This window comes from Mesorhizobium sp. KR9-304, assembly GCF_040049215.1.
Classification (GTDB): domain Bacteria; phylum Pseudomonadota; class Alphaproteobacteria; order Rhizobiales; family Rhizobiaceae; genus Mesorhizobium_K.
Genome location: NZ_JBDZDN010000004.1, coordinates 414,076 through 437,799 on the forward strand (window position 1 = coordinate 414,076; position 23,724 = coordinate 437,799).

The 23,724-nt window shown below is 62.3% G+C and carries 20 protein-coding genes; 4 read left to right on the forward strand and 16 right to left on the reverse strand.

What is annotated here, in order from left to right; translation table 11 throughout:
* Nucleotides 1–24 precede the first annotated feature (24 nt).
* From ABLE71_RS21685 to ABLE71_RS21695, 3 genes are read left to right on the forward strand one after another with little or no spacing between them, the layout of a single operon-like run.
* Nucleotides 25–2,145 (forward strand): SMP-30/gluconolactonase/LRE family protein, encoded by a 2,121-nt coding sequence (locus ABLE71_RS21685; protein WP_348785548.1) that lies wholly within the window; start codon nt 25–27, stop codon nt 2,143–2,145.
* Complete coding sequence (locus tag ABLE71_RS21690) at nt 2,142–3,257, forward strand: strictosidine synthase (protein ID WP_348785549.1); 1,116 nt, start codon at nt 2,142–2,144, stop codon at nt 3,255–3,257. The genes ABLE71_RS21685 and ABLE71_RS21690 overlap by 4 nt, the downstream gene beginning before the upstream one ends.
* Entirely contained in the window at nt 3,254–4,747 is a 1,494-nt protein-coding gene (locus ABLE71_RS21695; protein ID WP_348785550.1) for a sugar ABC transporter ATP-binding protein, read from the forward strand. Before ABLE71_RS21690 ends, ABLE71_RS21695 begins: the two co-directional genes overlap by 4 nt.
* Before the next feature lie 41 nt (nt 4,748–4,788).
* Here ABLE71_RS21695 and ABLE71_RS21700 read toward each other — a convergent pair whose 3' ends face one another.
* Genes ABLE71_RS21700 through ABLE71_RS21725 form a run of 6 tightly spaced genes read right to left on the reverse strand, consistent with a single transcriptional unit; the run spans nt 4,789 to nt 10,655 of the window.
* A complete protein-coding gene (locus ABLE71_RS21700; RefSeq protein WP_348785551.1) occupies nt 4,789–5,523 on the reverse strand; it encodes an SDR family oxidoreductase in 735 nt (244 codons plus the stop codon).
* Nucleotides 5,523–6,323 carry an N-acyl homoserine lactonase family protein gene (locus tag ABLE71_RS21705; RefSeq protein ID WP_348785552.1) on the reverse strand — a complete coding sequence of 267 codons (801 nt, stop codon included), beginning with the start codon at nt 6,321–6,323 and terminating at the stop codon, nt 5,523–5,525. Before ABLE71_RS21705 ends, ABLE71_RS21700 begins: the two co-directional genes overlap by 1 nt.
* A 7-nt stretch (nt 6,324–6,330) precedes the next feature.
* A complete protein-coding gene (locus ABLE71_RS21710) occupies nt 6,331–7,809 on the reverse strand; it encodes an aldehyde dehydrogenase (RefSeq protein WP_348785553.1) in 1,479 nt (492 codons plus the stop codon).
* Nucleotides 7,810–7,854: 45 nt separating this feature from the next.
* Nucleotides 7,855–8,241, reverse strand: coding sequence for a carboxymuconolactone decarboxylase family protein (locus ABLE71_RS21715; RefSeq protein ID WP_348785554.1), 387 nt, complete (start codon nt 8,239–8,241; stop codon nt 7,855–7,857).
* Between the two features lie 27 nt (nt 8,242–8,268).
* A complete protein-coding gene (locus tag ABLE71_RS21720) occupies nt 8,269–9,687 on the reverse strand; it encodes an MmgE/PrpD family protein (protein WP_348785555.1) in 1,419 nt (472 codons plus the stop codon).
* 23 nt (nt 9,688–9,710) lie between these two features.
* On the reverse strand, nt 9,711–10,655 hold the full coding sequence (locus tag ABLE71_RS21725; protein ID WP_348785556.1) for an NAD(P)-dependent oxidoreductase: 945 nt from the start codon (nt 10,653–10,655) through the stop codon (nt 9,711–9,713).
* A 126-nt stretch (nt 10,656–10,781) separates the two neighbouring features.
* On the opposite strand from ABLE71_RS21725, the gene ABLE71_RS21730 reads away from it, so the two are divergent.
* On the forward strand, nt 10,782–11,729 hold the full coding sequence (locus ABLE71_RS21730; RefSeq protein WP_348785557.1) for a LysR substrate-binding domain-containing protein: 948 nt from the start codon (nt 10,782–10,784) through the stop codon (nt 11,727–11,729).
* Between the two features lie 574 nt (nt 11,730–12,303).
* Here the strand turns inward: ABLE71_RS21730 and ABLE71_RS21735 are convergent.
* From ABLE71_RS21735 to ABLE71_RS21780, 10 genes are all read right to left on the reverse strand, one after another.
* The gene (locus ABLE71_RS21735) at nt 12,304–13,044 is read right to left on the reverse strand and encodes a sulfite exporter TauE/SafE family protein (protein WP_348785558.1); all 741 of its coding nucleotides are present in this window, start codon (nt 13,042–13,044) and stop codon (nt 12,304–12,306) included.
* A gap of 13 nt (nt 13,045–13,057) precedes the next feature.
* Nucleotides 13,058–14,824, reverse strand: coding sequence for a sulfoacetaldehyde acetyltransferase (xsc, locus tag ABLE71_RS21740; RefSeq protein ID WP_348785559.1), 1,767 nt, complete (start codon nt 14,822–14,824; stop codon nt 13,058–13,060).
* Between the two features lie 116 nt (nt 14,825–14,940).
* Nucleotides 14,941–16,317 carry an aminotransferase class III-fold pyridoxal phosphate-dependent enzyme gene (locus ABLE71_RS21745; RefSeq protein ID WP_348785560.1) on the reverse strand — a complete coding sequence of 459 codons (1,377 nt, stop codon included), beginning with the start codon at nt 16,315–16,317 and terminating at the stop codon, nt 14,941–14,943.
* 155 nt (nt 16,318–16,472) lie between these two features.
* Entirely contained in the window at nt 16,473–17,780 is a 1,308-nt protein-coding gene (gene hisD / locus ABLE71_RS21750) for a histidinol dehydrogenase (protein ID WP_348785561.1), read from the reverse strand.
* 131 nt (nt 17,781–17,911) lie between these two features.
* Nucleotides 17,912–18,784, reverse strand: a complete 873-nt coding sequence (locus tag ABLE71_RS21755; RefSeq protein WP_348785562.1) for an ABC transporter permease subunit — start codon at nt 18,782–18,784, stop codon at nt 17,912–17,914.
* A complete protein-coding gene (locus ABLE71_RS21760) occupies nt 18,781–19,569 on the reverse strand; it encodes an ABC transporter ATP-binding protein (protein ID WP_348785563.1) in 789 nt (262 codons plus the stop codon). The genes ABLE71_RS21755 and ABLE71_RS21760 overlap by 4 nt, the downstream gene beginning before the upstream one ends.
* A 64-nt stretch (nt 19,570–19,633) precedes the next feature.
* On the reverse strand, nt 19,634–20,620 hold the full coding sequence (locus ABLE71_RS21765; protein ID WP_348785564.1) for an ABC transporter substrate-binding protein: 987 nt from the start codon (nt 20,618–20,620) through the stop codon (nt 19,634–19,636).
* Nucleotides 20,621–20,692: 72 nt separating this feature from the next.
* Nucleotides 20,693–21,433, reverse strand: a complete 741-nt coding sequence (locus ABLE71_RS21770; RefSeq protein ID WP_348785604.1) for an amino acid racemase — start codon at nt 21,431–21,433, stop codon at nt 20,693–20,695.
* Nucleotides 21,430–22,638 (reverse strand): DegT/DnrJ/EryC1/StrS aminotransferase family protein, encoded by a 1,209-nt coding sequence (locus ABLE71_RS21775; RefSeq protein ID WP_348785565.1) that lies wholly within the window; start codon nt 22,636–22,638, stop codon nt 21,430–21,432. Before ABLE71_RS21775 ends, ABLE71_RS21770 begins: the two co-directional genes overlap by 4 nt.
* A 14-nt stretch (nt 22,639–22,652) precedes the next feature.
* On the reverse strand, nt 22,653–23,675 hold the full coding sequence (locus ABLE71_RS21780) for a D-cysteine desulfhydrase (protein ID WP_348785566.1): 1,023 nt from the start codon (nt 23,673–23,675) through the stop codon (nt 22,653–22,655).
* Nucleotides 23,676–23,724: the final 49 nt, after the last annotated feature.

Consider the following 23,724-nt stretch of genomic DNA (forward strand, 5'->3'; position numbering starts at 1 on the left):
GATCAGATTGCAGTAATCCAGACCATGGCAAGCAACGACACCCTGGCGTATCTACGCTCGCGCTACCTCCCCGATCATCTGATCGGGGAGGTTCTTTCCAAGCGTTGGATCGACAATGCGATCCCGTTTTCCGCTCTGCTCCTCACGATCGCTGTTCTGGGATCGATCATCCCGGACTTCTTTTCAGCGTCGAGCCTGTCCGACCTTGCTCGGCAGTTCGCGGAATTCGGGCTGGTGGTGCTGGCCCTGACGGTTGTCATGATATCGGGCGGCATAGATCTTTCGGTCGCCTCGGTATTCGCCCTTTCAGTTCTCTTGTCGCTGATCGGCGTGAACGTCTATGAACTGCCAATACCGGTGGTGCTGATCGGCATCCTGGCGACAGGCATGGCATGCGGCGCCATAAACGGCGTTCTGGTCGGCTACCTGCGCCTGCGCGCGTTCCTTACTACATTGGTGAGCCTGATCATTTTCCGCTCGATCTACGAGATCGTATTCCTGCGGATGTCGACTTCGATCATGTCCGGCTTCTCAATGTCGGACATGTGGATATTCATCGGCGAAGGCACGATCCTCGGCGTACCCACATCGCTGGTCATTACCGCGACAATCGCCCTCGCATGGCATCTGGTGCTGTCGCGCATGCGTCCGGGCTGGCGGCTGACCGCCGTCGGTGGAGCACGGCGCTCGGCGTTCAATGCCGGCATCAATGTTCGCTTCATGGTGTTCCTGACCTATGTCGCGTCGAGCACGATGTGCGCGCTGGCTGGCTTCCTCTTCGCCGCCCGCCTCGGCAGCACCGGCTCCGATACCGGTGTCGGGCTCGAGGTGCAGGCCCTTACCGCTGCCGTGCTGGGCGGCACCGCCATTGGCGGCGGCCGAGGATCTGTCTCAAAGGCCATCATCGGCGCGTTGCTCGTGCTTTTGCTGAACAACGGTCTCATCAACCTTGGAATAAGCGGACCGATCACGTCGACAATATTGGGCGCCATTCTGCTGTTCGCCGTCTTTATCGACATGCGCTGGCAGAAGCATCGCCATCGAATCCTTGCGAAGATCTATGTCTCTCCTGCCTATCTGAAACTGCCTCCCGCGCCGAAGGTCGATGCGCCGGGATCGCCCTATGCCCTGAACGACAAGCTCCGTTCGGTCGAGATCATTGGCCTGGGTGAAATCGAAGGCCCGGAAGACGTAATCCTCGACCGCGAAGACAACCTTTACTGCGGCACCCGCCACGGCGATATCGTCCGCTTTTTCGGACCCGATCACAAACGATCGGAAGTCTTTGCACATATCGGCGGCCACCCGCTCGGCATGCAGTTCGATCGAACGGGCAATCTTCTGGTCTGCATCGGGGGCATGGGGTTGTTCCAGGTCGCCCCCGACAAGACCGTGACGAAGCTCACGGACGAAACGAACCGGAGCTGGGCCTCGGTTGTCGACGATTCCCGCCTGCGTCTCGCCGATGACGTGGACGTCGCGCCTGACGGACGCATATATTTCAGCGAAGCGACCATTCGCTACGAGCAGGAAGACTGGGCGACCGACGCACTCGAGAGCCGTCCGAGCGGGCGCATGATCTGTTACGATCCGCGCACCGGAAAGACGCATACGGAAATCCCCAAGCTGGTCTTTGCCAACGGCGTCACCATGTGCCGCGACGGCCAGTCCTTCATGTTCGCGGAAAGCTGGACCTGCTCCATCAGCCGCTACTATTTCGATGGTCCGAAGAAGGGAAAGATCGAGCGCGTCATCTCCGACCTGCCCGGCTATCCCGACAACATCAACCGCGCCTCGGACGGCAATTTCTGGCTGGCGCTGCTCGGCATGAGGGGACCGGCGCTCGACCTGGCAATGCGTATGCCCGGCTTCCGCAAACGCATGGCGCGCCGCGTCGCTCCAGACCAGTGGCTCTATCCCAACATCAACACCGGCTGCGTGGTCAAGTTCAACGAGAAGGGCGAAATCCTGGACAGCCTCTGGGATCTTGGCGGCCAGAACCACCCGATGATCACCTCGATGAGGGAGCATAGGGGCTGGCTCTATCTCGGCGGTGTCTCAAACAACAGAATTGGCCGCTATCACCTGCCAGATGCCGACCCCGACTGGTGCGCGCAGGACGAATATTGGGGGCCCCGCGCATGATCAATGCACTGAAGCGCGCCTGGGCTAACTTCCGTGGCTTCGACCTGGATGGCGGCACAGTCCCGCCCCTGGACGGTCCGCTGAGGCCGAACGCGAAACTCGACACGCTGCCTGTCCTGCTTCGCATGGACGACATCGACAACCTGACTGCGCAAGGCGACCATGTCATTTGCTCGCTGCACAACGACATCCTGACACTCTCGCCGACACGCTCGGAAGGCGGCGCGCAGACGTTTGAGGTGACAGGGCGGCGCGATTGCGGCGCCACCGTCACCAGCATCGCGTCAACCGGCGGTCATCTTGCTCTTGCCGTGGACGGCAAGGGGATCGTCGTCGAGCGACCCGGCGAGGAACCTCGGACAATCGTTGCGGACGGCCTGCCCAAAAACTGCATCACCGCCATGACCTTCGCCGACGCTGATACGCTGTTCGTTGCCGTCGGTTCGGCGCGTCACGCGGCGTCGGACTGGAAACGGGACCTCATGACAAAGACCGCGTCGGGTTCTGTCTGGCGGATCGATCTGAAGACTGGCGGCGCAACGCAGCTTGCAAGCGATCTCGCGTTTCCTTCAGGTATCGCTGTTTCCGCAAAGAGCTTGTTGGTGTCCGAGGCGTGGCGTCATCGGGTGCTCGCTCTTAGCCAGGACGGATCTCAGCAAGGCTTTGCCCTGTCGGGCCTCCCCGCCTACCCCGGTCGCATCATCCCCGCCGCATCCGGCGGCTTCTGGCTGGCAATGTTCGCGCCGCGAAATCCTCTGGTCGAATTCGTCCTCAAGGAGGACGACTACCGAAACCGCATGGTGGAGACGATCGATCCAGCCCACTGGATCGCGCCGTCGCTCCTGGCAGGCAGGAGTTTTCTCGAGCCCATTCAGGGCGGCACCCGCAAGAAGCTCAACATGCTGAAGCCCTGGTCTCCGACTTTTTCCACGGGCCTCGTGGTGCGATGCGACGAGACCATGGGGATGCTGCACAGCTACCACAGCCGCGCTGACGGCGAAGTGCATGGCGTCACCTCGCTTTGTGAAACAGGCGGTTATCTTCTTGTCGGCGCAAGAGGGTCCGGGAAGATCGTGGCCATCGATGAATTGACCCAGCAGGCTATGGCATGACTTCACTCGTTCAGTTGCGTGGCGTCTCGAAGGACTTTCGTGGCGTACCCGCTATTTCCAGCATCGACCTGGATGTCCGGGCCGGCGAGATACACGCCATCCTTGGTGAGAACGGCGCCGGAAAATCCACGTTGATGAAGGTTCTCGCCGGTGTCTACCAGCCGAGTTCCGGCGAGATGCTGCTCGACGGAAAGCCAGTCGTCCTCAACTCGCCGTCCGACGCGCTTTCGCGCGGCATCGCGATGGTTTTCCAGGAAACGAACCTGGTGCCCTCGATGTCGGTCGCCCAGAACATCTATCTCGGCGACGAGAAGCTGTTCAACCGCCTGCGCGGCTTGAACATCCAGGCGCAACGGTACCTCCTGTCCCTCAACTTCTATGTCGACCCCTCGGCGCAGGTTTCCGCGCTTGGCGCCGGCAAGAAGCAGATGGTCGAAATCGCCCGCGCTGTGCACCATCACGCGCGGCTGATCATCTTCGACGAGCCGACGGCGACTTTGACGCCTGAGGAGAAGTTCCACTTCTTCAATCTTGCTCGCCGCCTTAAGGAAGAAGGCATGGCGATTATCTTCATCAGCCATGCGCTGGAAGAGGCATTGCAGCTTTCGGACCGCATCACGGTTATGCGCGACAGCAAGCTGGTGGTTACGGACGAGACGAAGAATTTCGATCGCGAGCGGATCGTCCAGGCGATGGTGGGCCGCAGCCTTTCGGCAGAACTCTATGCAGGCGAAACCCGCAAGGCGCGTCCGCTGGGCAAAAAGATTCTCAGCGTGGAGAATCTTTCGATGGGCAATGCCGTGCGCAACACGTCCTTTTCGGTCTTTTCCGGTCAGGTCACCGGAATGTTCGGACTGGTCGGCGCCGGGCGAACCGAGACGATGAAAATCGTATCGGGAGTTCTCAAACGCGACTATTTCCACGGCGGCACGGTGCGTTTCGAGGGCAAACCGGTACGCTATCGGACGCCTGGCCCGGCCGTACGCGACGGCATTGTCTACGTGACTGAAGATCGCAAGATCGAAGGCTTCTTCGAGACAATGACGATTGCTGCGAACATCCAGCTTGGAAAACTCGCCATGGGGACCAACCTGCTTACGCCTGTCACCATGGGCCAGGCGCGGGAACTGGCCAAGCAGTGGACGAGCCGCCTCGGCGTCAAGTCGATCGACGCCGACGCCAGAGTGATCGAACTGTCTGGCGGCAATCAGCAGAAGGTGGTGCTTGCCAAGGCGCTGATCCAGAAGCCCAAGCTCGTTATCCTCGACGAGCCGACGCGCGGCGTCGACGTCGGCACCATCGTTGAAATCCACAATTTCATCAACGAACTGGCAGACAGCGGCATGGCGGTGGTCGTGATCTCCTCCTACCTGCCAGAGATCTTGGCGCTTTCGGATCGCGTCCTCGTCGCGCGCCAAGGCAGGATCGTCGAAGAGATGGACATCTCAGAGGCGACCGAGAGCCGTATCATGTACGCTGCGGTGCATTGACGCCGAGAACAATGGCAGGCCGGGATTGAAAACCGCCTGCCCTACCAACGGTTGGTCGGCAGGACAAACATCTGCGCGATCTGCACATGTGGCGGCTGCTCAAGCGCAAACATGGCGCAGCGTGCAATGTCTTCGGGATCGAGAGCCATGCCGAAGCGATCGAAATAGGCGCGGGCCGCATCTTCGTCACCCTTGAGCCTTGTCGCAACGATGTTGGTCTTCGTTAGCCCCGGCATGATTTCGATCAGCCGCAGCGGTGTGTCGGAAAGTTCGCTGCGGATGATATCGCTCAGCATGTGGACGCCTGCCTTGCTGGCGGAATAGGGCGCCTGGTCGGGCACCATGCGTATGGCGCTGATCGAGCTCATGTTGAGGATGTCGCCGCGCCCCCGTTCCAGCATCCCGGGGAGGATGGCGCGTGTCACCCGCATGAGGCCGATCAGGTTGGTCTCGATGATGGCCGCCCAGTCGTCGGCGGAACCAAGGTCGAAGCGCGTCCGCCCTCCGATATCGTGGCCGGCATTGTTGACGAGGATGTCGATTGCCTGGAAGTCCGGAGGCAACGCCTCGACACAAGCTGCGACGGCTGGACCGTCGTTGATGTCGAGCGTAAGGGGAAAGGCGTTGTCGCCCAGCTCTGCACAAAGATCGGCGAGCTGCCCCGCCTGCCGGTCGGCCAGAACGATGCGGCAGCCCGCGGCGTAAAGGCTGCGGCTGATCGCGTTGCCGATACCGCTCGCCGCACCTGTGACGAAGGCTATCCGTCCCGCTTCCATCAGCTTTTCCTCGGCGCGACGTCGAGCCTTGCAACGCTCCCCCGGAGCCTTTCGTCAGGAGCCGGGTATAGATCGAGGACAAGCGGATCGTGTCCCGGTATCACATGATCTCGCGATGTCGCGAGCTTCAGCACGGTGTCGTAACCCTCAAGCACGTCGGCGACGCTGTCGACCGTGGGGAAGATTCTGCGTCGATCCAGATGAGCGTAGAAGTGCGCGGTGTCGGACGCCAGAACGACATGGCCCCTCGCCGTCTTCACTCTGACGACCTGCAGACCTCGCGAGTGGCCGCCGATGCGATGCAGCGTTATGCCTGGTGAAAATTCGCTCGTCCCGTCATGGAACCGTGCCTTGCCCTCAAAGACGCGGCGGACCATCGCGGTGACATTGTCCACGTCGTAGGGATGGTTGAGCAATGGATGGCACATGCATCGACCCGTGGCATAGGCCATTTCCACGTCCTGCACATGAAAGCAGGCCGACGGGAACAAGCCGTCATTGCCGGCGTGGTCATAGTGCATGTGAGTGATGATGACGTCGCTCACCTCGCTGCATTCGATACCGAGAGAGCGCAGGCCGGTTTCCACGGGCTGCACCAGTTCGCGACTTCGTTTCGCCGCCGAGGCTGCATCAAAGCCGGTGTCAACGACGATCGTTCGGTCCGCGTTGCGGATCACCCAGTTGAAATAGTCGAGCGGCATCGGCACGTCGTGAGTGTCGCCGCCGATGAAATTCTCCGGCGAGCGTCGCGGGGAATGGCCGTATCGGACAGCGTAGACTTCGTAGGTGTCGTCGCCCATTTCGACCTCAGCGCTGCACGAAGGGATTCGGCACAGTACCGCTGATGTCGATCCAGACGCTCTTTTCCTGGAGATATTCGCGAATGGCCGACAGCCCGCTTTCCCGACCGATGCCCGACCGCTTGAAGCCACCGAATGGCGACATGTAGCTGACTGCCCGGTAAGTGTTCACCCAGACAGTGCCGGCGCGCAATCTCTGCGACATGGTGAGGGCGCGGGAGATGCTTTGCGTCCATACGCCTGCCGCCAGGCCGTAGATTGTGCCGTTGGCGATCTCGATCGCCTGCTCGTCATTGTCGAACGGTATTGCCGCCAGCACCGGACCGAACACTTCCTCCTGCGCGATGCGCATCGCAGGGGCCACATCAGTGAAGATTGTCGGCTCGACGAACCACCCGTCGCCACAAGCCGGATCGGAAGCGCGTTTGCCTCCAAGCGCCAGCGTAGCGCCTTCGGCCTTTGCGATCTCGATATACTCCAGCACCTTGGTGAGTTGGGGACGAGTCGTGATCGGCCCGACCTGCGTGTTCTCACTGGAAGGATCGCCTATCCGCGCTGTTTTCGCGAAGGCCACGAGCGCTTCCACGAAAGCCGGATAGATCGACCGATGCACGAGCGCCCGCGAGCCGGCGATGCAGGTCTGGCCGCTTGCGGCGAATATCCCAGAGACAACGCCCTTGACGGCGTCCTCCAGCACCGCATCCTCGAAGACGATGTTGGCCGACTTCCCGCCGAGTTCCAGAGTCACCGGCTTGATCGATTTTGCAGCCAGTTCGTAGACGCCCTGCCCCGTGCGGTCGCCGCCGGTGAAAGCCACCTTGTCGACCTGCGGATGGGAAACGATGTGACTGCCGATCTCACTACCAAAGCCCGTGACGATGTTGACGACGCCCGGCGGAAATCCAGCCTCCTCGAACAGTCTGCCAAATTCGAGCGCAGAGGCCGACGAGAATTCGGACGGCTTCCAGAGGATCGTGTTGCCGGCCGCGAGCGCCGGAGCGAGCTTCCATGTTGCCAGCATCAGTGGCGAATTCCAGGGCGTGATCGCTGCCACGATGCCGAGCGGCTCTTCGCGCGTGAAATTGAAGACGCCGGGCTTGTCGATCGGGATCACGCGCCCTTCGACCTTGTCGGCGAGTCCACCGAAATAGTAGTACCACTGCGGCATGTAGCGAAGCTGCCCGCGCATTTCAGCGATCAGCTTGCCGTTGTCCTGCGTCTCGACTTCCGCCAGCCTGTCCGCATTGGCTGCCAGCAGATCCGCGAAGCGCCGCAACAGAGCGCCGCGCGCGCTGGCGCTGAGCCCACTCCACGACGGATCGTTGAACGCCTTGCGCGCCGCGGCGGCGGCACGATCGACATCATCGACGCCTGAGCGCGGGATCGTTGCCCACGACTTTCCGGTAAACGGATTTTCGGTTTCGAACGTTTCCCCGCTTGCGGCTCCGACCCATTCGCCGCCGATCAGCATGTTGTAGGATTTCATCACGTTTCTCTGCTTCTCGTTTCGGCGGCGACTATCTGGCGGACGTCAACCCTTCGCGGAGTCGACTTCGGCAAATGCCTCGCGCGCAATGCGGAAAGAGTCCACGCCGGCGGGAATGCCGGCATAAATCGCAACCTGCATGAAGATTTCGCGGATCTCGTCGCGGTTGACTCCATTCTTGAGCGCGCCTTTTACATGCATCTTCAGTTCGTGCGGACGGTTCAGGCAGCTTATCATGGCTAGATTGAGCATGGAGCGTGTCTTACGCGACAGGTCCTCGCGGCCCCACACAGCGCCCCAGCAATATTCCGTGACTAGCTCCTGCATCGGGCGATTGAAGTCGTCGGCCGCCGCGAAGGATTTTTCAACGAACTCCGCGCCGAGGACATCCTTGCGGATCGCGAGACCGCGTTCGAAAACGTCGTTTGTCATCAGTTTCTACTCCTGCTTGGGTTGTGATCAGCGTTGCTGCGCCGAACGGGAAAAAGCGCGACCTGATCGCGATTGGCGCTGCCGGGAAGCGGCCCCGCCGCCGCCCTCGGGGAGACTGCACAGACTTGGCAATTCTCCGGCATCGTGCATGTCCTCGATACCGTCGACGAAGCTTTCGATTGCCTCGGCTGCCGCTTCGCCGACCACGATGGCCGCAGCTTCGCGGAATCTCTGGCGCACTTCCGCTTCGGTCGCGGGGGTCACGTCGGTCTGGCCGATGCTAAGCCTTCTATCGTCTTCCAGCGTCAGTTCGATTGTTGCGCCCTGCCGGGCGGGGAAAGCGGCCGTCAGTTCAGGGCTCGTGACCAGTTCGGTGGCCCTCGCCAGGCTGTTTACCTGGACATTGCCGAGATCGCGGTAGTTGGCTTCGGCAAGCTGCCTGTGGACGATCACAGCGGCGACCCCGAATGGGATACTCATCTTGGCCTGCAGCGACCTTTCGAACGGGCCGTGGCTGTCGCAGCCCGGGTATCTCACCGCCGCCTCTGGCAGGGCGATCTTGATGCCGCGCACGGGAGCGGCATCAGGGCCAAGCATCTCGATCAGCCGCAACGCTGTCTGGCACGCCGTCTGCGCGAAATTACAGGCAGGCGCCGCCTTGTGGTAAACTGAGAGGATTTCGGCGTCGCCCTCGGGGAAAAGCACCAATGGTCCCGGCATTGCGTCGCGGGCATAGGCGGCGAAGAAACCCGCCGGTCCTTCGAGAATGTCGGGACTTGCGAAAGCACCGGCTTCGGCAAGACGGACGGCGCTCCATGCATTGCGCGCAGCAAACCCTGGATGGAAGAACATGTCGGAAGCACCACTTCCCGGCCACTGGTTGAGACCTGACGACGTATTGGCCGCGACCCCGACGGTGGAAGCGATCTGGTCGGCGCCAAGCCCGATCATCCAGGCCCCGCCGGCCGCCGACCCGATCGGTGATACCAGCCCGGTTGGGCGATACAGCGCCGAAACGCCGGGGCTTATCACCATTCGGCCGAGCCGGCCTCCGACCTCGTAGGCAATCACGGCTGCGTCGAGGAAGCGTCGGCCCGAAACCCGCGTACCTTCCGCGAGCGCCATGAGAAGTGGCCAGACGACGACGCCGTGATGACACACCGATGCGGCATGCATGTCCTCGCGGACGAGGCCGTGGCCCATCACCGCGTTGGCGAATGCCGCGTCGGCGGGAGTGACCTCATGCACGCCGCCGACGACATGACCTCCTCGCGCGGGCACGGCGCTTGCGACGGCTTGCTTGCTTGGCGCCAGGTCCCACGCCTCGAAGGCGCAGCCCAGGAAGTCGAGCAGGCAGAGCTTGGCCTTAATCGTCAGCGCCTCGCCCAACCCCTGGAGATCGGCGGCGATGATGGCCTCGGCCAATTGCTGGGAACGGGTGGACACGCGTTGCTCCCTTTTCGGGGCGATCAGCCCCGGATCTCGACGTCGGCCCATTCCTCGATGATCTTCACCATCGAGGTGAAGTCGGAATCAGGGCCAAAACGCGCATTCGTCGCAGCCAGCATCTGCCGGACCAGCGCGCCGCCGACCATCGGAACGCCAAGATTTTCGGCCTCGTCCACGCACATGCGGACGTCCTTGTAGGAAAGGCCGGTCTTGAAGCCGAAGTCGAAGGTGCCGGGCAGGACGGCACGCGGGAACTTGTCCTGCGTCGCGCTGTTGCGCCCGCTCGACGCATTGATGATGTCGCACATGACGCGAGGGTTGAGGCCGGCCTTCACCCCCATCGCCAGTGCTTCGGCCGAAAGCAGGATAACGCCAGCCGCGATCATGTTGTTGCCAAGCTTGGCAACCTGCGCAGCGCCAGGCGTCTCGCCGCAGAAGAACCGGCGTCCGAACGTCTCCAGGATCGGGTCGACTTCGTCATAGGTTGCCTGTTTGCACGAAACCATGACCGCCAGTGTGCCATTGGTGGCGCCGGCTATGCCTCCGGACACTGGAGCATCGACCCAGGACAGGCCCTTTGCGGCGAGTTCCCTTTGGATGACCGACGCCATGCTCGGGCCCGTTGTCGATAGGTCGATGACAATGCGCGCCTTCGAACCCGCCGCGATGCCCTCGGCACCGAGCACGACTTCGCGCACGATGGCCGGCGTCGGAAGGCTGCAGAAGACTACCTCCGCTTCAGAGCCGACTTCTATTGCCGATGTGGCGGCAACGACACCGGTGTGATTGATGCCGGTCGCCGCTCCCGGGCGCGCGTCGTGCACGAAGACCGTGTAGCCTGCGTTGGCAAGCCGCTTCGACATCGGTCCGCCCATGGCGCCGAGACCAACGAAACCAACCTGTTTATGCCGCAACGGCGTTTCCTCCCTCGACGCTGCTTGTTGCCTCCGCGTGATGGAGGCCATTTGGAGAGGACCTTATGTTATCGGGCCGGGCTTGGATAATCTCCAAACAGCGCATAACAGCTTTGCGGCGGGTTTCATCTACACGTACATTGCAACGCGGCCAACCGCTTAGAGCGGCTTGGACGCATGATCGGCACGGGAATGTTCGACCTAAAGCAGCTTCAACTTTTCACGGCGGTAGCAGAGTTCGGCAGCTTCTCGCGAGCAGCGGTCGCCCTGTCCGTCAGCCAGCCTGTCATCAGTCGCCAGATCAAGGCGCTTGAGGAAGAACTGGGCGTCTCCCTGCTGTACCGGAATGGCCGGGGGATCGTCCTGACCGAAGCTGGCAAGCTCCTGGAAAATTATGCCTCCGCCATCCTTGAGCAGGCCTCTCGCGCGAAGTCGGAACTCGCCGCTTTGCGATCCAACCCGCGTGGCACCATCGTCATCGGGATGCCGCCGTCGGTCGGCGTCGTGTTGACCGCGCCACTCGTCCGCAGCTTCCGTGGCGCATTCCCGCAGATCAGCATGCGCGTCATCGAAGGGTTCAGCGGGCACCTGCTGGAGTGGCTGGTGATGGGCAAGATCGACGTCGCGGTCCTCTACAACGCACCCCGAATGAACAATCTCATGGCAGAGCCTCTGTTGCGGGACGAATTGTTTCTTCTCGGAGCCAAGGCAGATCTCTGCGAGCTGGGCGAAGAACCGGTCGAGGCGAGCATGCTGGCCAAGCTGCCGATGATCTTGCCTGCTCGGCCGCATGGATTGCGCCTTCTGCTCGACCAGGTGCTCGGTCAGGCCGGCATTGAACCGCAGATCGCGCTCGAGGTCGATGCAATGCCATCGACGCTTCGCCTGGTCGAAGGCGGCATCGGCTACACCATCCTCTCCTATTCGAGCGTGCATCAGTTGGTGGCCGAGCAGCGCATCAAATACTGGCCAATCAAGAATCCGTCGCTTGTGAGGGAGCTTATCCTCGCCACGTCCAGCCAGCGACCAACCACGACGGCCATTCGCGCGCTGACCCTGCATATCCGCGAAGAGGTCAAGACTCTGCGTAAGCAGGGTGTCTGGGAACCCGCCAAGCCGGCGTAGGGAACTCATCTGAATTAGGACGTGGCGCGAAACGCCCTCTGAAATCTCGACCGATTGGGCGATCCGATTCTTCCCAGACTAGATCAGGAGGAGCGTTTTCGCGATCAGGCGCTCTTCAATCTGACGTTAACTGCAAGTCGCGCGGGTGTGCAAGAGGCAGCATGTCCGCGTGGTCTATTGTTGGGTCGAGGCGATCGGTCTTCGGCCGAAGGACTAAGGCACCCATTCCCTGCGTCGCACCATGGTGTCAATTGTTCGCCTTCGAGCCATCCAAGGGGCGCCGAACTTTCCAATGGAGTGCCACCGCTGCCTGCCGTGGATACAGTATTTCAGGCAGAAGACAGGGTATTTCTCTGCCGTCGCACACCGAAGCCTGCAACCGCCCCTCGCCCCGTATCCACCCTTCAGCGCAGCCGCCTGGTCTGGGAAGCAGGTTCACTCGTCTGCCGGGCGAACTCCAGCCGCCCGGAAACCGCCGATTTCGCTCGCCATGCCCGAGAGTTGGCACCCCGGCATGGAGCCTAACAGGCGAATCTGCGCGGCGACGATCCGGCGCTAAAGGCGAGCATCGCCGTCACAGCACCGACTTCAGCAGCCCTAGGGCGGCCAGCAGCATGAGCAGGCCTATCGTGACAACCCGGAAATCCTTCGGGTCGGTGCGCAGGAAGTGGCGGCTTCCCGCCCACAACCCGGCGGCCAGAAGCGGCAGCGACAGTACGATCGCCACGAAGGTGTCGCGGCTGATCATGCCATGCCACCACATCAGTGGCGCGGAATAGGCGTCGAGCAGTGCGAAGTAGACGATCAGCGTCGCCCGGAAAGTGACCGCCGCAATGCTCTGCGCGGCAAAGAAGGTGGCCACCGGCAGGCCGCCCATGCCCGGAGCGTTGGCCAGTCCCGAGGCAAAACCGGCGCCAACGACCGCCGAGGCGCCGGCCTCCGATTTCATCTTCCAGCCGGCCAGCATAACCGCGCACATCAGCATCACGTAGCCGGCTATCACGATGCGCACTGCATCGGCGCCGATGCCGGTGATCACGGCAAGGCCGATCGGCACGCCGGCCAGCGCGCCGAGCGAGAGCAGCCGCACCCGCCGCCAGTCGACATGAGCGCCCACTGAACGCCACTGCTGTGCGGTCATACCGAATTCGCAGAACATCACGACGGGCACGAAATAGAGCGGGTCGGTGACAAGCGCCGCGGCAGAGACCACAAGCGCCGAGAAACCGAAGCCGGAATAGCCGCGCACAAAGGCGGCCACGAAGAAGGCCACCGCCATGAAGGCGGTCGCCGCCGCGCCCATTTCGAACGGCATGCTCAACGGCCGGTCAGGCCCGCATGTCGGCGGGGTCGATGCCAGCCACGGCGACCGGCTTCTTCATCGCGTCGCGGCGGAAAGGCTCTCCGAGCTCCTGGTTGATCATCGCTTCGATCAGCGTGGTCTCGCCGTGCTTCATCTGGTCCTCGATCGCCTTGTCGAGAGCGGCCGTCAGTTCATCCATGGTGAAGGCCTGCACGCCCTGCAGGCCGCAGGCTTTCGCAATGCCGGCATAAGAGACCTGCGTGTTGAGTTCGGTGCCGACGAAATTGTCGTCGTACCAGAGTGTCGAATTGCGCTTCTCCGCGCCCCACTGATAGTTGCGGAAAACGACCTGGGTGATGGCCGGCCATTCGTCACGGCCGATGGCCGTGAGTTCGGTTACGGCAATGCCGAAGGCTCCGTCTCCGGAGAACCCGACGACGGGCACGTCCGGGCAGGCGATCTTGGCGCCGACGATCGACGGCAAGCCATAGCCGCACGGCCCGAACAGGCCCGGCGCGAGGTATTTGCGGCCCGTCTCGAACGATGGGTAGGCGTTGCCGATGGCGCAGTTGTTGCCGATGTCGGACGAGATGATCGCTTCGCGAGGCAGCGCGGCCTGGATGGCGCGCCAGGCCATGCGCGGACTCATCCAGTCGGGCTTGGCATCGCGCGCCCGCTGGTTCCAGGTCGTTCCGGGGTCGTCCTCCTCATGGTCCATCGAGGTGAGTTCCTGCGCCCAGGCGGACTTGGTCTGGGCGATCGCCGCCTTGCGTTCGGTGCGACCGGACTCTCCGGCCGTGGCCGACAGGCGCGACAGGATGCCGTCGGCAACCTTGCCGGCATCGCCGACGATGCCGACGGTCACCGGCTTGGTCAGCCCGATCCGGTCGGGATTGATGTCGACCTGGATGATGGCGGCCTGTCGCGGCCAGTAGTCGATGCCGTATCCCGGCAATGTCGAGAATGGATTGAGGCGCGTACCCAGAGCCAGCACGACGTCGGCCCGGGCGATCAACTGCATGGCGGCCTTGGAGCCGTTGTAGCCGAGCGGGCCGGCATAGAGCGGGTGAGAGCCGGGGAACGCGTCATTGTGCTGGTAGCCGCAGCAGACCGGCGCATCGAGCCTCTCTGCCAGCGCCATGGAGGCTGGAATGGCGTCGGCCAGCACGACGCCGGCTCCGTTGAGAATGACCGGGAACTTCGCCCCCGACAGCAGTTTGGCCGCCCGGTCCAGCGCCTTATCGCCACCTGCCGGCCGCTCGAAGTCGACGATTGCGGGCAGGTCGATATCGATCACCTGGGTCCAGAAATCGCGCGGCATGTTGATCTGGGCCGGAGCCGAGGCACGCCTTGCGTGGAGGATGACGCGGTTCAGCACCTCGGCGACGCGCGATGCATCGCGAACCTCCTCCTGGTAGGCGACCATGTCCTTGAACAGGGCCATCTGCTGGACCTCCTGGAAGCCGCCTTGGCCGATGGTCCGGTTGGCCGCCTGCGGCGTGACGAGCAGCAGCGGCGTGTGGTTCCAATAGGCGGTCTTCACGGCGGTCACGAAGTTGGTGATGCCGGGACCGTTCTGCGCGATCATCATCGACATCCTGCTGCTGGCGCGCGTGTAGCCATCCGCCATCATGCCGCCCGAGCCCTCGTGGGCGCAGTCCCAGAACGTGATGCCGGCCTTTGGGAAGAGGTCGGAGATCGGCATGAAGGCCGATCCGATGATGCCGAACGCATGCTGGATGCCATGGCGCTGCAGCACTTTGACGAAGGCTTCCTCGGTTGTCATCTTCATGGCTGCAATCCCCTCCCGGTCTGCGGCGCGCCAAGCGCGCCAGATCTGTTTCCGCCCGCGCTCGGTCCAAGCCCAGTGAACCCACGGAACCGCCGCGAAAGCTCGTGCCTTGCCGCTCAGGCGAATACGCGGCCCAGCGCGCCGTCGATGGCGTTGGTGATCTCGTCGATGTCGGCGGCGGTGGCAATCAATGCCGGGCTCAGGCAGAGCGTGTTGTTGAAGCCCGGAAGAGACCGGTTGGTGACGCCGATGATGACCCCTTGCGCCATGCAGTCGGCGACGACCGCCTGCGCCTTCTTTTCGTCGACGGGTTCCTTTGTCGAACGGTCGGTGACCAGTTCGGCGCCGCAGAACAGGCCCTTGCCGCGCACGTCGCCGACGACCTCATGCTTCTCCATCAGCGCATGGAGATTGTTCATCAGCCGCTCGCCCATCGCGTTCGTGTTGTCGAGCAGTTTTTCGTCCTCGATGATGCGCATGTTCTCCAGCGCGGCGGCCGGGCCGGAGGCGCAGCCGCCGAATGTCGAGATGTCGCGGAAATAAGAGAGGGGATCGCTGGCGTCGTCCTTGAAAAGGTCGAAAATCGCCTCCGTCGTCACCGTGCATGAGATTGCCGCGTAGCCCGAAGCCACACCCTTGGCCATGGTCACGAAATCGGGTTTGACGCCATAGTGCTGGTAGCCGAACCATTCGCCGGTGCGCCCGACTCCGCAGACCACCTCGTCGATGTGGATCAGGATGTCGTGGCGCCGGCAGATATCCTGGACGCGCTCCCAGTAGCCCGATGGCGGGGTAATGACGCCACCGCCCGCCGTGATCGGCTCGAGGCAAATCGCGCCGATCGTGTCCGGACCCTCGCGCTGGATGACCGCCTCGATCGCATCGGCCGCCGCCTCGCCGTAGTTCCCGGCGGCGCCGTACTGGTTGCGGTACTCAAGACAATGCGGAACCTCGACGAATCCCGGGGTCAAAGGGCCATACTGTGCGGCGCGCTGGGGTTGGCCGCCCGCCGAAAGCGCGGTGATCGTGGTGCCGTGATAATCGCGTTCTCGGTAGAGGATCTTGTATTTGCGGCCGCCATGATGCTGGTGCGCGATCTGGCGCACCATCTTGAAGACCTTCTCGTTGGCCTCCGAACCAGAGTTGGAATAGTAGACCCGGCTCATGCCCGGCATCTTCTCGATCAGCTTGCGCGCGAACAGCGCCCCGGGAATGGATCCTGCCGAGTTGGCGAAATAGTTCATCTTCACGAGCTGGTCGCGCACGGCATCGGCGATGCTCTCGCGCCCGTAGCCGACATTGACAGTCCATACCCCGCCTGAGACCGCATCGAGATGCTCCTTGCCGGTTGCGTCCCAGACACGCATGCCGCGCCCTTCGACGATGACGCGCGGGTCGATCGTCTCGAACATCTTGTGCTGGATCAGATGGTGCCAGAGATGCGCGCGATCGGCTTCGATGACGTCCCGGATGTCGTTGCTCTGCATGTTCATGTACGGAGCTCTTTCTTGCGTTGAGCGGCAGCCTTGCTGTCCATCGGAATAGCAGCCTCAAGCCTTGGCACAAGGCGGACGAGCGCGACACACCCAATATCCACGGAACGGTAAGTCCAGAGGCAGCGACAGCCCGACGAAGGATCCATCCCGGCTCAATCCGTTGCAGAGAGATCGAAGTTTTCACCGGGAAAGTATTTGTGCAGGCGGATGTCGGCCGTGCGCGCGTGGCCTTCCATGCCCTCAAGGCGCGAGATGCGCGCGGTTGCCTCGGCGACCGGACGGACGCCCTCCGCCGTACCCCTCTGCCAGGTGACGATCTTCATGAACTTGTGGACCGACAGCCCTCCGGTATAGCGCGCGGCGCCCGAGGTCGGCAGCACGTGGTTGGTCCCGGACGCCTTGTCACCGAAGGCAACCGTGGTCTGCTCGCCGAGGAACAGCGAGCCGTAGCATTGCAGACGGCCGAGCCACCAGTCGAGGTCTCCAGCCTGCACGCTCAGGTGTTCAGGCGCATAGTCGTCGGCCGCTGCCGCCATCTCATCGCGGTTGTCGCAAAGCACGACCTCCGCATAGTCGCGCCAGGCGGCTTCGGCGTTCTCGCGGTTCAGATTGGGAAGCGCTGCGATAAGGCGCGGCACGGCGGCGATCACGGCCTCGGCCACCTGCCGGCTGTCGGTTACGAGCCATACCGGCGAGTTGTATCCATGCTCCGCCTGGCCGACGAGATCGGCCGCGACAATCTCGGCATCCGCATTCTTGTCCGCCAGGATCAGGCTGTCGGTCGGACCCGCGAACATGTCTATGCCGACCCGGCCGAAGAGGATTCGTTTCGCCTCGGCGACGAACTGATTGCCCGGACCGACGAGAATATCCGCCGGCGGCAGGCCGAACAGTCCGTATGTCATCGAGGCCACACCCTGGACGCCGCCCATTGCGAGAATTGTGTCGGCACCGCAAAGGTCGGCTGCGAAAATGATTGCCGGGCTTATGCCGACATCGGGCCGCGGCGGCGAACAGACGGAGATGTGCCGACACCCCGCGACTTTTGCCGTCGTCACGGTCATGATGGCGGAAGCGACATGGCTGTAGCGCCCGCCGGGGACGTAGCAGCCGGCGGCCTGGCACGGGATCGTCTTCTGGCCGGCAACAAGGCCGGGAACGATCTCGATCTCGACGTCGCCCAGCGTGCCCTTCTGGGCCTCGGCGAATTTGCGCACATTGTCATGCGCGAACCAGATATCGTCCTTGAGCTTCTGCGGCAGCGTCTTCGCCGCGCGTTCGATTTCGTCAGGCGTGACGACGAGGTTGCCGCTGTAGCGGTCGAACTGCTCGGCATAGCGGCGGGCCGCCGCCTCCCCGCCCCTTTCGATGTCGTCCAGAATTGCCTGCACTGTCTCAGTGACAGACGCGGAATCGCTTGAAGCGGTCCTCGGCGCTTTCTTGAGATATCTGGGCGGCATGGCGGTCTCCGGAGTGCAGTACGGTCAAGCTGTTTCAGGTCGTTGCCGGAGAAGGCCGCAATGCCATGGCGATGGGCAGCAAGGCTAGCGAACGAGCACCGCTGGCGCCCCGGCAGTCCTGATGGCGCGGATCATATCTTGCCCTTCCACGGAACCAGCTTTCGCTCGACAAAACGCATCAGCAGGTCGAACGCGTAGGCGATCGCAGCGATTACCACGATCCCCATGATGACGGTGGATGTCTGAAGGAACTGCGAGGCGGACAGCACCATGTAGCCCAGGCCCTTGGTCGCCGCGACCATTTCGGCCGCCACGAGCGTGGTCCAGCCGAAACCGATGCCGATGCGCATCGCGGTCAGGATTTCCGGCATGGCCGACGGCAGGATCACATACCGCATGACTTTCCATCTGCTTGCGCCAAAGGAATAGGCCGCATGAATCTGCTCGATCGCCGCGGATTTGACGCCGGAGCGGGCGCCTAGAGCCACCGGAGCAAAGACGGAGAGAAAGATCAGCAGGACCTTCGACGTTTCGCCGATGCCGAACCAGATGATCATCAGCGGCAGGTAGGCCAAGGGGGGTATGGGTCGGTAGAATTCAATCGGCGGATCGAAAATGCCCCGCATGACCGGACTCATTCCCATTGCCAGACCGAGCGGAATGCCGATGGCGCAGGCGAGCAGGAATGCCCCGAACACGCGCGCCGTTGAGATCGCGATGTGTTCCCACAACGGCGTCCCCGTGAATCCGTTGTTCCATGTGTCGATGAACTTCTGGATCACCGCAAAAGGCGAAGGCACGAAAAGCGGCTTGACCCATCCCATGAACGTGAACAGCCACCAAACCGCAATCAGAATGAGGATCGTAGCAATGCTGAGCCACATGGTTTCCCCTTGGCCGGGAACGCCGTATGTCTCGCCGGGTTTGGTCGCGGGCGCCCTGGACAGGCGGGCGAGGAGTCCTTCCGAAACATCTCGGCGGGAGGGCTGGATGTCGTCGCTCATGCCACCGCCTCCTCGTCCGCGAAGATGATGCTGAGCACCTCCTCGCGCAGTTTGATGAAATCCGCGGACGCCTTTACGGCCCGCGCTTTTGCGCCGCCCATGAAACGGCCCGAAAACGGCAGGTCGAAACGATGGGTGATGCGGCCGGGACGGGGCGACATCACGATCAGCTTGGTTCCCATGAACAGCGCTTCTTCAACGCTGTGCGTGATGAAGAACACGGTCTTCCTGGTGTTTTCCCAGATGCGCAGGATGAGTTCCTGCGCCCTCTCGCGCGTCAGCGCGTCGAGCGCGCCGAGCGGCTCGTCCATCAAGAGCACCCTTGGATCGCAGGTCAGGGCGCGCGCGATGCCGACACGTTGCTGCATGCCGCCCGACAGCGCGTAGATGGGAGACTCCTCGAAGCCCGTAAGCCCCAGAAGCGCGATGAATTCGTTCGCGACCTTGTAACGCTCCGTGTCGGAACATCCCTGCAGTTTCAGCCCGAAGGCAACGTTGTCGCGCACGTTGAGCCACGGCATCAGAGCATGCTTCTGAAACACCACCGACCTGTCCGCTCCCGGACCGTTGACCTTGCCGCCATCCAGCAGAATCTCCCCGCTCGTCGGAGAAAGAAAGCCCGCGATAAGATTGAGCAGCGTCGACTTTCCGCACCCGGATGCGCCGAGCGCGACGACAAAATCGCCTTCGCCGAGGGAGAGGCCGATATTGGCGAGTGCTTCCACGGACGAGCGTCCATCCTTCGCCGGAAAGACGACGGAGGCGTTCCTGATCTCCAAAACCATGCGGCGGCGGGTCCCCTGGCGTCTCACCGAACCCAGGAATGGGTCCGGTGAGCCAGCTTAAGCGTTATTGTGCCGCCTTGGCAAAATCGGCATTCACGAAGCCGCTATAGTCGTCCTTGACACTGTCGATGCGGCCCGCGGCCTTGAGGAAATCGGCCGTTCCCTTGATGGTCTTTGCCGATCCACCAAGCCACGTGTCCGTGGTCTGCTCGGACATCGGCAGGAATGTGAACCCCTCCAGGATTTCCGGAACCTGCGCCGGATCAGCGCCAGTCGCTGCGGCGAGTGTCTTGACTGGCTCGCTGTCGACCGTCCAGGCCGCCTTGTCGGCGAGATACATCTTGTTGACCCTGTCGATTTCTTTCAGGAAGGCGACAATCTGGTCCTTGTTGGCGGCGCCGAACTCCCGGTTCACGACCCAGCCGTCGAAGGTTGGGAATCCCCAGGCCGCCGTCTCGTCAGCGCCGATGAGAAGCGTTCCGGTCTTCAGGATTTCCGACTGGACGGGCTGCCATATCCACGCGGCGTCGATGGCGTTCTGGCCCCAGGCAGCGGCGATCTGATCCGGCGGCATGCTCATGATGGTCACTTCGCCTTCGGGAATGCCTTCGTGCTGCAGTGCGCCCATGAGCGAGAAATGCGCTGTCGAACCGACCGGAACCCCGACCTTCTTGCCCTTCAGGTCGGCCAGCGAGGTGATCCCGGAATCCTTGCTTACGATCAGCGATTCCGCCTTGCCGATCACGTCCGAGAAGGCGATGAGCTGAAGATCGACGCCTTGACTGGCGGCGATCGCCAGCGGCGAAGAACCCAACTCGGAAAGCACCACGTCGCCCGAGGCCATCGCTGCGATCACATCTGTTCCCGCAGCGAATTTGCGCCACTCCACGTCCCATCCGGTGGCCTTCTGGACCGCGTCGGACGCGGAAAGGAGCTGCATCGGCGTCGGATTCCCGAAATGGCCGATGATAATCTTCTCGGCCAGTGCGGTGCTTGCCATCAGCAGTGAAACGGTGCCCGCAATGACACCCGTCAGCATTGTCTTCATCATGTCAGTCTCCCAATCGTTGGAATCGCGCGGCGCTCTTTTTAGATCTGCGGCGACCGTTGCCCGCCCATTCGGTCATGCAGCGAAGTCATCCAGTGAACCCGTCGGCGCTCGAGTTGAAAACGCGATGCAAGCGTCCGACAGCACATCGATAGAGTCAACGAACGGAATATTGCCGGGCAGCGCATGCGTCAGCAATGACAACTCAGAACACGCAACCAGGAGCAAATCCGCACCTTGCTCGACCAGCCTGTCGGCAAGCAGGGCCATTTCGGCGAGCGCTTCCTTGTCGCCGCCCCACTTCTTGACGTGTTTGATCAGGCCGAGCAGCGGACCGTCATCATCGAGATAGGCAAGTTCCAGCCCCGATGCGCCCAGCGCCCTGTCGAACACGCCTGTCATCCGGACCGCCGGAGAAGCGAGCATGCCGACGCGTGTCCCCGGGCCCGCCTGTGCGGCGATTTTTTCCACCGACAGCCGAACCATGTCGAGAAATGGAATGGACACTGCGGCGCGGATCCGGTCGGCGAAATGGTGCGCCGTGTTGCACGGCATTGCGAGCGCATCGGCGCCGAAGGATTGGAGCCCTTTGGCCATGGCGACGATGACGGGGCCAGGATCCTCGCCCCGCTTCTCGATCAGCGCGGCGATCCGCGACGGCACTTGGGGGTTGTTGTCGACGATCATCGGTACATGATCGGAATCGTCATTGACCGGGGTCGCTCGAATGATCCGGCTCATCAGGAGCACGGTCGCCTCCGGCCCCATACCGCCGATGATCCCGATACGCCGACGGACCTTCGGTTCATTTGTCATGCGGCTCCCTTCAGGCGCAGCGGCCCGGCACAATGAACGATGATGTCCGCGATGTGGGCGCAGTCGGCGACAGTGAAGGTCAGCGGAATCCGCATGTCAAACAATCCGGATTGAACGGCGTCGGTCTCCGGCAGGTTCTGTTGCTGCAGATATCGCCAGCTATGGTGATTGCTGGTGAAGGCAACCGGCTCGCTTGCGCCGAACCACTTCAGTTCGACGCCGAGCGCCTTGTTGGCAAGGACGAAATCGCGCGCATTCTCCTGGCTTATTCCTTCCGCGAGAAACTGGATGGAACTGCCGACATAGTGCTCGGCGTCGGGACGGATCGGCAGATAGAAGAGCGCAGAGCGCCTGAGCGCCGTTTCCAGCGTCCGGTAACGCTCGTTCCAGCGCTCGATGCTGTTGTCCAGTTCAGCCAGTTGCGGCCGCAGGATCGCGGCGCGCAGATTGTCCATGCGCCCCGAGCAGTTCGGCGTATCCAGCCGGATGTCGGCAAAATGCGAGCCCTCGGGGGCCGCGCCATGCCGTTCGTAGAGCATGTACGAGCCGGACAGGATGATGGCGCGCGCCATGAAATCCGGATCGTTCGAGGTCAGCAGGCCGCCCTCGCCCGAATTCATGTGCTTGTAGGTCTGCGTACTGAAGCAGCCGGCCAGCCCGAAATTTCCGCTTTTCACGCCGTTCCAGGTTGCGCCCATCGTGTGTGCGCAATCCTCGATCAGGGTCATCCCATGCACGGCCGTGATCTCGCCGATCTTTTCCATGTCGGCGATGTGGCCCCGCATGTGGGACAGGAGCAGAAAACGGGCGCCAGACTGTGCCGCCTTCGCGTCCAGATCATCGAGATCGATCACAAGATCGCGCGTGCATTCGACCAGCACGGGCCTGCCGCCGGCATTGACGATCGCGCCAGGGACAGGCGAAAGCGTGAAGGCGTTGGTGAGGACGGGTTCGCCGGGCTGCATGCCGGCTGCGAGCAGCGCAATGTGCATGGCGTAGCCGCCGGATGCGCATGCGAGGCAATAGGATTGCTGCTGGTACGCGGCATATTCGGACTCCAGCAACGACACCTGCGATAGTTCACCGGGGATCGTATTGTACCGATGCAGCCTTCCCGTCTTCATGACTGCCACGGCCGCGGCGATCGCAACATCGCCAATCGGCTCCTGCTGCGTGAACGCCCCTGTGAACGGCCTTGGCGTCATGAATGCGATAATCCTTATTCCGCCGCGATTTTTGCGGGTGGAGACGCAAACGCGCTCGTATAGGCGAACAACGCGGCCTGTCCCCCCGTGTGCAGAAATACGACCCGTTCGCCCTTCTTGAAATGGCCTTTCCGTACCAGATCGATCAGTCCGGCCGCGCCCTTGCCCGAATAGACCGGATCGAGGAGGATGCCTTCCAGTTGGGCGAACATCTCGATTGCCTCTATCGTCGACGGCGCGGGAATGCCGTAGCCTTCACCGACGTAGTCGGTGTTGGCAACCACATCGCTTCGCGAGACAACGCCGGGGCACCCGAGCTTTTCGGCCGTCGCCACGGCGAGATTGTAGACATTCTCTTCCTGCTTGGCCTTCGGCGCGCGGACGCCGATGCCAAGCAGAGGTATCCGTGCATTGATCGCCTTCAATCCGACGATCAGGCCCGCCTGGGTGCCGGCGCTTCCCGTGGCGTGCAACAGATGATCGATACGAATTCCGCGTTCGTTGGCTTGGTAAACGAGCTCCAGCGCACAATTGGCGTAGCCGATCGCGCCGGTCGGATTGGAGCCCCCGCCGGGGATCGTGTAGACGGACTTTCCCTCCGCGCGCAGCCTGTCGGCGACCGCCTCCATCTCGGCATTCATGTCGAGGCCACCGCCACGCTTTTCCGCGGTCGCGCCATGCAGGTAATCAAGGAAGACGTTGCCGTTTTCCTTGTAGTTCGGATCGTTGGAGCCCGTTCGGTCTTCCAGTAGAATATGGCACTGCATGCCGAGCTTGGCGGCAAAGGCTGCGGTCTGGCGCGCGTGGTTCGATTGCGTCGCGCCCTGGGTCATGACGATTTCGGCCCCCTGTGCCTGAGCTTCGGCCATCAGAAATTCGAGCTTGCGCGTCTTGTTGCCGCCGGTCGACAGGCCCGTGCAATCGTCGCGCTTGATCCAGATTTCCGGCCCGCCGAGTTCAGCCGTCAGGCGTCCCAGATATTCCAGAGGGGTTGGCAGATGGGCCAGATGGATGCGCGGGAAACGGGCGAGGTGCATGTGCGTCTGCTTTCACGAATTGCGTATTGTGAAAGTTGCGCATTTCAGA

Coding starts and splice junctions, on each gene's coding strand:
- ABLE71_RS21735 (WP_348785558.1), bottom strand. CDS start 13,044: ATGCCGTTCGAAATGGGCGCGGCGGCGACCGCCTTCATGGCGGTGGCC.
- ABLE71_RS21730 (WP_348785557.1), top strand. CDS start 10,782: ATGATCGGCACGGGAATGTTCGACCTAAAGCAGCTTCAACTTTTCACG.
- ABLE71_RS21755 (WP_348785562.1), bottom strand. CDS start 18,784: ATGAGCGACGACATCCAGCCCTCCCGCCGAGATGTTTCGGAAGGACTC.
- ABLE71_RS21780 (WP_348785566.1), bottom strand. CDS start 23,675: ATGCACCTCGCCCGTTTCCCGCGCATCCATCTGGCCCATCTGCCAACC.
- ABLE71_RS21690 (WP_348785549.1), top strand. CDS start 2,142: ATGATCAATGCACTGAAGCGCGCCTGGGCTAACTTCCGTGGCTTCGAC.
- ABLE71_RS21745 (WP_348785560.1), bottom strand. CDS start 16,317: ATGAACATGCAGAGCAACGACATCCGGGACGTCATCGAAGCCGATCGC.
- ABLE71_RS21685 (WP_348785548.1), top strand. CDS start 25: ATGGCAAGCAACGACACCCTGGCGTATCTACGCTCGCGCTACCTCCCC.
- ABLE71_RS21770 (WP_348785604.1), bottom strand. CDS start 21,433: ATGACAAATGAACCGAAGGTCCGTCGGCGTATCGGGATCATCGGCGGT.
- ABLE71_RS21705 (WP_348785552.1), bottom strand. CDS start 6,323: ATGGGCGACGACACCTACGAAGTCTACGCTGTCCGATACGGCCATTCC.
- ABLE71_RS21710 (WP_348785553.1), bottom strand. CDS start 7,809: ATGAAATCCTACAACATGCTGATCGGCGGCGAATGGGTCGGAGCCGCA.
- ABLE71_RS21760 (WP_348785563.1), bottom strand. CDS start 19,569: ATGGTTTTGGAGATCAGGAACGCCTCCGTCGTCTTTCCGGCGAAGGAT.
- ABLE71_RS21725 (WP_348785556.1), bottom strand. CDS start 10,655: ATGGCCTCCATCACGCGGAGGCAACAAGCAGCGTCGAGGGAGGAAACG.
- xsc (WP_348785559.1), bottom strand. CDS start 14,824: ATGAAGATGACAACCGAGGAAGCCTTCGTCAAAGTGCTGCAGCGCCAT.
- hisD (WP_348785561.1), bottom strand. CDS start 17,780: ATGCCGCCCAGATATCTCAAGAAAGCGCCGAGGACCGCTTCAAGCGAT.
- ABLE71_RS21700 (WP_348785551.1), bottom strand. CDS start 5,523: ATGGAAGCGGGACGGATAGCCTTCGTCACAGGTGCGGCGAGCGGTATC.
- ABLE71_RS21695 (WP_348785550.1), top strand. CDS start 3,254: ATGACTTCACTCGTTCAGTTGCGTGGCGTCTCGAAGGACTTTCGTGGC.
- ABLE71_RS21715 (WP_348785554.1), bottom strand. CDS start 8,241: ATGACAAACGACGTTTTCGAACGCGGTCTCGCGATCCGCAAGGATGTC.
- ABLE71_RS21775 (WP_348785565.1), bottom strand. CDS start 22,638: ATGACGCCAAGGCCGTTCACAGGGGCGTTCACGCAGCAGGAGCCGATT.
- ABLE71_RS21765 (WP_348785564.1), bottom strand. CDS start 20,620: ATGATGAAGACAATGCTGACGGGTGTCATTGCGGGCACCGTTTCACTG.